Genomic DNA, 8,937 nt, shown 5'->3' on the forward strand with positions numbered 1-8,937 from the left:
TCATGCGCTCATCTCCTCCCGCTCGTCCCTCGCAGTTCGTCGACGATCGGTACTCATGCCGACTGCTGTCGCGCCTGCGGCGGCGCCACCTCGCTGAGGATCTTGGTCATGACGCTCTTGGCGGTGGTGCCCGAGAACTCTGCCTCGGGGTCGAGCACGAAGCGGTGCAGCCAGACGTGCTCGACCAGGTGCTTGACGTCATCCGGGATCACATAGTGGCGGCCATTGACCGCAGCCCACACCTTCACCGCGCGCATCAGCGCCAGGGCGCCACGGATGGAGACGCCGACGCGCACCTCCGGCGCGAGGCGGGTCTCCTCCATCAGTCGGGAGACGTACTCGAGGACCGCCGGGTCCACATGCACGGTGGAGGCCAGCTGGGTCATGTCGTTGACGGCCTGGAGGGAGATGCGCGGGCTGAGCTGGCTGCTGCGGTCGCGCAGCGCGGAGCCCTGCAGGATCTGCACGCTGGAGGCGTGGTCGGGGTAGCCGATGGAGGTCTTCATCAGGAACCGGTCCAGCTGCGCCTCGGGGAGGCGGTAGGTGCCGGCCTGCTCGATGGGGTTCTGGGTGGCGATCACCATGAACGGGTTGCCGACCTCGTGGGTGACACCGTCGACTGTGACCCGGGCCTCCTCCATCACCTCGAGCATCGCCGACTGGGTCTTCGGCGAGGCGCGGTTGATCTCGTCGGCGAGGACGATGTTCGCGAACACCGGTCCTTTGTGGAACTCGAAGGCCTTGGTGTTCTGGTCGTAGATCGTCACACCGGTGACGTCGGAGGGCAGCAGGTCAGGGGTGAACTGGATGCGGGTGCTGGTGCCCTGCACGGTCGCGGCGATCGAGCGGGCCAGCGAGGTCTTCCCGGTGCCCGGCGCGTCCTCGAGCAGCACATGCCCAGGGGCCATCATCGCGGTGAGCACCAGTCGGACCACTTCGTTCTTGCCGAGGACGGCCTGGCCGATGCTCTGGACGAGTTTGTCGAACGTCTCGGCGAACCAGCGGGCCTGTTCGGGGGTCATGCTCATGAGGAGAAATTCTGCTTTCGGGAAGAGGGCGGATGTCGTGAGGCGGGGATCTCAGCTCGAGCGGATCTGGACCTTATTGGAGTCGGCGGTCTGACCGTCGATCCTGACCCAGACCCAGAGGTCGGTGTACGGGTGACCCCAGTACGGCTTATGCCCGCTGTCGCGGAGGTCCCATGCACCGGAAGAGTTCGTCGTGAAGGTCCCGATCGTCGGGGTGGCGCCGTCCGTGGTTGGGTACCAGCAGTTCCCACCGATGACGCCATCGGCCTTGATGCAGTACTCGTAGGTCGTGTTCGGGGCGAGACCCGACACTGTGAAGTCGAGGTAGTAGCACCATCCGTTGTTGCACCCATCCTCCCCGGTCGCATCGCCGTACCCGTTCTCACCGCTGATCTTCGGCGCGGGGGGCGGGGTGTAGGTCTGGGCCTTCTTCGAGTCCTTCACGGTGCCGGAGGTCATGGTGGCCGTGGAGCCGTCGGCGTTCTTCGGCTTCGTCACCACACGTGCCTCGATCGAATGCGAGGAGGCGGACTTGGCCTGGATCGTCTTGGAGTAGGAGGTGCCCGAGTCCTGCCAGCCACCACCGTCGATACGGACCTGGAGCGTCTTGTTCCCGGCCCCGCCGTCATCGCCGCCGGCGGAGGCCTTGTACGTCACGGGGCAGTTGTTCGCGCCGGTGCACTTGGCGGTCGAGATAGTGGCTGCGCTCGGTTTGTCCGGTGTCGTGTACGGCCGCACCGCGTTTGACTCCCCGGAAGGATCGCTGACACCGCCGTTGGCCTCGAAGCCGTTGCGCGCCTCGACGCTGAACCTGTACGTGGTTCCGCTGGTCCCGAGTCCGGAGATGTCCGCACTGGTGGCCGGTGCGTTGACCGTCTTCGAGCCACCGTTCCAGCGCACCACGTATTTGGTGACGGTGGTGCCGTTGCCGTCCGCCGCCTGCCAGTGAACCGTCGCCCGGCCGTTGGGTCCGGCGCCGGTGCCCTCACTGGGCATCGTCGCTCTGACCCCGGTCGGGGCGGCGGGCTTCGACCATGGGGTGACGGAGTTCGAGGGCTTCGACGCACCCACTCCCTTGCCCACCGAGTTCACACCGGTGTAGGTGAAGGAATGTGCAGTGTCCGCATCCAGCTGGAGGAAAGTTGCGGAGGTCTTGGTGTGGTCCACCGTCTGGCTCTCCCCTGAGGAGGCGGTGACGATGTACTGCGTGATCGGCTCGCCGTTGGACTCCTTCTTGGTCATCTTCGGCCAGGTGACGGTGATCCCGCCCCCGCCGCCCTGCTGCCGCGCATCGCTCACGCGCTCAGCCACCGGGGTACCGCTCGGGGTGGCGGGCTTGCCAGCAGGGTGTTCGGGCTTCGACCAGCCGGACCAGTCCGAAGGCTCTTCGGCCAGGTTGAAGGCTTGGATGCGGAAGCGATACTTCACCCCGTTGTCCAGGTCGGTGAAGACGCTCTGGGTGCTCCCCGCCTCGATGTCCCGAGGCGCGATCTCGTTCGTCGAGGTGTTGTGGATCTGCACCTTGTATCTCTGGATCGCGGAGCCCCGGTTGACCGGTGCGGTCCAGGACAGGGTCAGCTGCTCGTCGCCGCGTTCGACCGAGGGGGCGGCGGGCTTCTCGGGGCGGACATCGGGCCGCGCGATGGGCGAGGCGGCCGAGGGGTCGGAATCCCCGACGTCGTTCACCGCGACGACCTGGAAGGAGTACTCGGTGTCATTGGCCAGACCGGTGATGGTGCACGAGGTGGACGGGCAGTCCTTGGTCACCGCGGGACCGCTTGCCGTGGAGACCTTGTACCCGGTGATCGGCGAGCCGTTGTCAGCGCCAGCGGTGAAGTTCAGCTCGACGAACCCGTCCCCGACCTCGCCGATGCGAGGCGCGGAGGGGGCCTCAGGCTTGCCCAGCACGGTGACCCGGATCTCGCCACTGACCTGTCGATCAGGGTCACCGGTGTCGTCCATGACCGTATAGCTGGCATTGAGGAATCCATGGAAGTCCGGATCCGGCGTGATCACGACGTCGTCGCCATCGAGCGAGACCTCGCCGTCACCGGAGACCAGTGCCGCACTGACGATCTCCCGTTCACCGCCGGGGAAGGGGTTCGAGTCGTTCTCGAGCACGGGGATCGACTCCGAGCGCCCGGCATCGATGGTGGCCTCGTCGAGGGTCGCCGAGATCAGCGGTCGCTGTGAGCCGCCGACGGTGATCTGCACGGTCGCTGAGACCGGCGGGTTGGTCCCGTCGGTGACGGTGACCGGCACTTCCAGGATCTCGCCCTTGGGCGACTTCGTGGTCGCGGAGGCGGTCAGAGTCGAGCCCTCGAGCCCTACCGTGATCTCGGGGGTCGGCGTGAGATCACCCAGGGCGTAGGTCAGCTCCTCGTTCTCGGGATCCTCAGCGCCAGCGGCCAGATCGATGGACGACTGCGCACCTCCCTGTTCGATCTCGAGCACCGCGCCCTGCAGGGTCGGTGGAAGGTTGGTCTCCTCGGGAGCGACCTGGACCGGGATCGCGAGGGTCGCGACGGCAGCCGTGGGGTCGCCCACCGCACCGTCGGTGACCTCGACCGTGATGGTGTCGTTGCCCGAGAAGTCCGCGGCCGGCCGGTACACGAGAGTGGATTCGCCCGAGACGAGCTCTCCACCGTCGCTGTGCTGTGCGGAGACCAGGCTCAGATCGGTGATGCGTGCTGGCTCGGCGCCGGGGCGCACCCGGACGTTGCTCGGATCCGCGAGATCGACGCTCACCTCGGAGCCGACCTGCACCTGGAGGGGCTGCCCCACCCAGACGGGAGCCTGCTTCGCGGTGCCGGGCACCCAGATGTATCCGGCAGAGGCGAGCTCGTCGACATCGGTGATGGTGTACCGGATGCGCTGCTGCTCTTCCTGCGGGAGGATCCGGACGGTGCCCTCCTCATCGAGCAGCTCGACACCGCCGGTCGGTTCGTCGAGCTCGACGGTGAGGTCCTTGGTGCTGCCATCGGGATCGGAGTCGTTGGCGAGCACCTCGACGTCCACGAAGTCCATCTCGGGGTCCATGACGTCCTCGACCGGGACGAAGTCATCCCGCGCCACCGGCGAAAGCTGCGGCGCATTGCTCGCCACCTTGATGGTCGCGGTCGCCGAACTCTTCAGCTGTCCATCCGTCGCGGAGTAGAGCACGGTGTGGGTGCCGGGCTCGGAAGGGGTGGTGACGGTGAGGTAGCCGTCGTCGGCATCCTCAGGCGGAGCGTGCTGCTGGATCTCGGTCATCGCCTCGACGTCACCGCGCACTACGGCCAACAGGTCGCCTTCAGGGTCGGTGTCGTTGGCGAGCACCGGGATCTGGACTTCGCGATCCGGCCGGACCTCCACGGTGTCGTCGACCGCATAGGGTGCCTGGTTGCGATCGTTCGGTGCGGCCACCCCGACCAGCACCTCGGCGGTGCCGATCGCGCCGTGGCGGTCCATCACCTGGTAGCGGAAGCGATCGGTGCCGACGGAGCCGTCGTGGGGAAGGTATTCGATCCACTCGCCGTTCGCGCTGACGATCTCTCCCAGCGTGGGCATCGGGCTGGTGACGCCGGTGAGCATCACGGAGTCGCCCTCGGGATCGATTCCGGTGGTCTGAACGGGGATCCGCACCGGCGTACCCGCGACGGTGCGCGCCGTGAGGTTGTCCGGCTTCGGCGCGGTGTTGTCGGCATCGCGCGGGACGATCGTGATGTAGGCGAGCGCTGAGCCGGTGCGGCCGGTCTCGTCGATCACCTGGTACTGGACCACGGCCTCACCGGTGGCGTCATCGTTCGCCCGGAAGCGAACCTGGTCCTGGTGGGGTTCGGTGTGCCCCAGCTCATCGGCGCGAGAGGTGTCCATCTCCTGCGCGAGATGGAGATCAGCGCCGGTCGGCGAGATGTCGTTGCCGGTCACGTTGATGTTGACCATGTCGCCGGCACGGACCACGGCCCGGTCCGGGACGGCCACGGGGTTCGCGAACTGGGTATCGGTGCTGGCGACCATCACCCGGGCGGTGCCGGTGGTGACGCCGGCCGAGTTCGCCACCTCGTAGGTCACAGGGACCGGCTCCGCCGAGACCATCGCACCCGGCGCCGCCTCGACTCGGATCAGGTGGTGGTTCACGATGGTGGCCTTCAGGCCACTGCCCTCAGGCACGTCGATCGAGTTGACGACCAGCACCCCGCCGGTGGGGTCCACGTCATTCTCCAACGGGTCCAGCAGGGTGTCCGTCCCAGTGGTCACCGTGCCCATGTCATCGACCGCGACCGGGGCGAGATTCTCCGCCTCGGGCTCGATGACATCGACCCTCACGAGTCCCAGCGAGACGGTGCTCGCGCCGCTCGCCGCCACCGTGTACTCGAGGTAGTAGGCGCCCGGCACGCTCGCCTGGACGTTGATGGTCCCCGCCTCGAGGACCGGGTCGATCTCGAGCCCGTCGACTTCGCTCACGCTGAGCAGCTCGAGATTGCCGCCGTTGGGGTTCAGATCGTTCAGCAGCGGCTTGATGGTCGTGGTGCGACCCGCCACGATCGTGGCGTGGTCCGCGGTGGTGATGGGCGCCAGGTCGGTCTCGGTCACCGACTCGATCTCGACGGTGCCCTCCCCCTGCTTGCCATGCTCGTCCCGGAAGCTGACCTCGATCTGCTTGGTTCCAGGGGCGAGTCCGGCATCGTTGAAGGTGACCAGGCCATCGGGACGGAAGGTCACGAGGTCCTCTGGTGGGACGGTGGCATTGGCGAGATAGAAGGCGTCGCCGTCCGGATCCTCCCAGTACGGGCTGATGTTGAAGCTGATCTCTTCACCGGAGCGGACCTGGACCTTGGTGATCATCTCGTCCGCGGGCCTGGGACCCTCGTTGTCGCCGTCGGCGCGCACGTCCAGAGTGACAGTTGCGGTATCGGTGCCACCGCGGCCGTCATTCGCCTGGTAGGTGAACGTGGCGCTGCCGGAGGCGTCCTCGTCCACCTGGATCTGGAGCTGAGTTCCGCCTCGGATCGGAGTGACAGTGCCGATGCCGGGCTGCTCGCCTTCGACGCGCACGGACAGGATGTCCCCGTCCGGATCAGTGTCGTTGCGGGTCACCGGCAGGACCACGCTCTTGCCGGGCCGCACACCGTACCGGTCCTCATTGGCGGTCGGCGGGCGATTCTCCTGATCGCGCTCTGCGGCGATGTTCGTGATCGTGGTGGTGAGAGTCTCCTTCTCCTTCTCCTCGGACTCGTTGGTCTGGATCTCCTGGGTCACGACCCAGTTGTCCACCACCTCCATGTTGTCCATGATCTCCCAGGACAATCCGAACTTCTGGTCGTTGAGGACCACCAGGTCGCGGTTGACGCGCAGCGTGAGATCGGCGGCGCTGTCCGCCTCGGGGATGCTCTCGGCGATCGGCTCCTCCCCTGCACACAGCCGCACATAACGGTTCGAGCCACCCCAGGCCCCGTAGGCGCATCCCTGGACCTGGGCGGGTGGGACCACGGTGCTCCCCGTGCCGCCGGCGGCCTGCTTCGTGGCCTTGCCACCGTCGAAGGGGATCACGAAGAGCGCATCGCGGGTGGCGAGCACGAAGTTGTCGGAGGCGGGGCCTGCCTGCTGGAGCTCGGCGAACTCCAGGGTGGAGACTCCGTCGTCGGTGAGGTCGTATTCGTTGGCGTCGGCTCCCACCCGGAGCAGGCGCTTCTCCTTGTCCAGGACCACCGGCTCGTCGCCGACCACCGTGAGCTGGAGCAGATCCGAATTGCTGGAGACATCAGCGAGTTCGATCGGTTTGTCCGCCGTCGTGTCCTGGGTCGGCGAGGTCTTCGCATACCTCAGCAGCTCGGAGCCGTTGAGCACATACACGACACCATTCTCGGAGACGGCGACCGGCGGCGCCTCCTTGCCGGTTTCGAGCACCGGATCTACTGCGGCGGGGCTGAATGCCGCGGCCTCTTCGGGGGTCAGGATCCAGACGCGCCCGTCCGGCGCAGCGATCACGACGCGATCCCCACCGATCTTCACCGTGGAACCTGCGGGCAGCTCGACGAGGCCGTTGCGAACCACGGACGCAGTGTTGATCGGGGTGAACCCCCGGGCGCCCGTCTCGAAGACGTGATACCCCGACTGGATGATGTCGAGGTCCTGACCGGTGGACATCAGTCGTGCATCGAGCTCACCGGCATCCACATTGAGCCGGCCGATGAGCCCGCTGTCCTGGTTCGAGACCCAGACCCCGCCATTGGAGACCTGGACATCAGACGAGGAAAGACCCGGATAGCGCAGCGCGAACCCGGTCAGCACCAGCGCGACCACAGCGATCATGGCCGAGGACGCGACCGTCACGCGCCTCCCCCGGCGTCGCTTGGATCCAGCGGTGTCAGACATGGACGTACCCCCAGCGCATGTTCCGATTCTCAACGCGCCCGCAAGTGGTGCCCAGCACTCGCTCAGAGAATGCTCCCCGGAGCTGATACTTCCGCGCGCGCGACCTGCCCAGGGTACCCGCAGCAGCGCATGAGCACCACGAGCGCCTGATCACGAAACGGTGTGGAGACCGGGACGGAGCTGGGCAGCCGCCCCGGTCCGCCCGGGAGTCAGCGTGCGCGCTCCACCAGGGTCCGGGTGAACGTCGTCAGCGCGGCACGGACGTCGCTCTCCGGCAGCTCGGCGAGAATCTCCACCGCCTCATCGGCAGTGCGCTGCGCGAGCGCGCGCGTCTCCTCGAGCGCAGGATCGGCCCGGAGCATTGCGACGAGCTCATCCAGCGCGGCATCTGAGCTGAGGTCACCGTCGAGCCGTGCCACGAGGTCCAGGCTATGGGCGTCCTGCTGCGCCGCAGCGCGGCGTCGAACCAGCAGGGTAGGCATCGTCGGCACTCCCTCACGCAGATCGATGCCGGGGGTCTTCCCGCTGGTGGCGGCGTCGCTCTCGAGATCGAGCACATCGTCCGCGAGCTGGAAGGCGACTCCGACCTTCTCCCCGTACCGCCGCATGACGTCGGCTGAGCCAGCGGGTCCCCCTGCCAGGGACGCCCCGAGGCTTCCCGCGAGGGCGAGAAGCGAGGCGGTCTTATCGGCGAGGACCGAGATGTAGTGGGCGAAGGGATCCTCGTCCTCCTTCGGCCCGACGGTCTCATGGAGCTGTCCCAGGCACAGCCTCTCGAAGGTCTCCGAGTGGAGGCGGACAGCCTCGGTCCCGATCCGGGCGCTGAGCGCACTCGCACGAGCGAAGAGGAAGTCCCCGGTGAGGATCGCGACGTTGTTGCCCCAGAGCGAATGCGCGCTCTCCGCACCACGGCGGGTGGGCGCCGAGTCCATCACGTCATCATGGTAAAGACTCGCCAGATGCGTGAGCTCGACCAGGACTGCAGCGTCGAGCACCCCCTCAGCGTCGAGGTCACCGAGCGATGCCGCAAGCAGCACCAGCATGGGACGCACGCGCTTGCCTCCGGCATCCATCAGGTGACGGCTGGTCCAGCGGACCATGTCGTCGGACGTGGCCACGGAGTCACGCAGCCGCTCCTCGATGGCTCCGAGGCGCTCGACGATGTTGCTCGCGAGCTGCTCATCGATGTCGGGAACTCCCGGCAACGTGGACGGCATGGCTCTCCTGGAACTCAGCGGGGCGCCGGCGGCGCTCCCGGGACATGAACTGCGGGATGCTCGAGACGACGAGGCCACGAGCTCGGGAACCAGCAACGGATGGCTGCGCGGACCCGACAACCGAGTCTACCGGGGACAGACGCGCCGAACCGCACTGTTGGTCCTGAGGTGAGCGGGAGAACGCCGTGCCACGTCGACGTCCCGCTTCAGCGCTGGCGACGACATCGCTGGTCACCAGCCCTGCACGCCCCTCGGCAAGAACCCTGACTTCGCGCATGAAAACCGGAACCCTGTTTTCGGCATGAAAAAAGGAGTGGGAGGAGCGAAACCCTTTA

The 8,937-nt window shown here is 67.0% G+C and carries 3 protein-coding genes; all 3 read right to left on the minus strand.

Annotated elements, in window-relative coordinates:
• Positions 1-53 precede the first annotated feature (53 nt).
• The 3 genes from ACT3SQ_RS09395 to ACT3SQ_RS09405 all read right to left on the minus strand — a co-directional run bounded on the left by ACT3SQ_RS09395 (position 54) and on the right by ACT3SQ_RS09405 (position 8,602).
• The gene (locus tag ACT3SQ_RS09395; RefSeq protein ID WP_441445617.1) at positions 54-1,028 is read right to left on the minus strand and encodes an AAA family ATPase; all 975 of its coding nucleotides are present in this window, start codon (positions 1,026-1,028) and stop codon (positions 54-56) included.
• Between the two features lie 51 nt (positions 1,029-1,079).
• On the minus strand, positions 1,080-7,343 hold the full coding sequence (locus tag ACT3SQ_RS09400; RefSeq protein WP_444502649.1) for an Ig-like domain-containing protein: 6,264 nt from the start codon (positions 7,341-7,343) through the stop codon (positions 1,080-1,082).
• 251 nt (positions 7,344-7,594) lie between these two features.
• The gene (locus tag ACT3SQ_RS09405) at positions 7,595-8,602 is read right to left on the minus strand and encodes a polyprenyl synthetase family protein (protein WP_441445619.1); all 1,008 of its coding nucleotides are present in this window, start codon (positions 8,600-8,602) and stop codon (positions 7,595-7,597) included.
• Between the last annotated feature and the right edge of the window lie 335 nt (positions 8,603-8,937).

The organism is Brachybacterium sp. AOP42-C2-15 (assembly GCF_052377065.1).
GTDB lineage: Bacteria > Actinomycetota > Actinomycetes > Actinomycetales > Dermabacteraceae > Brachybacterium.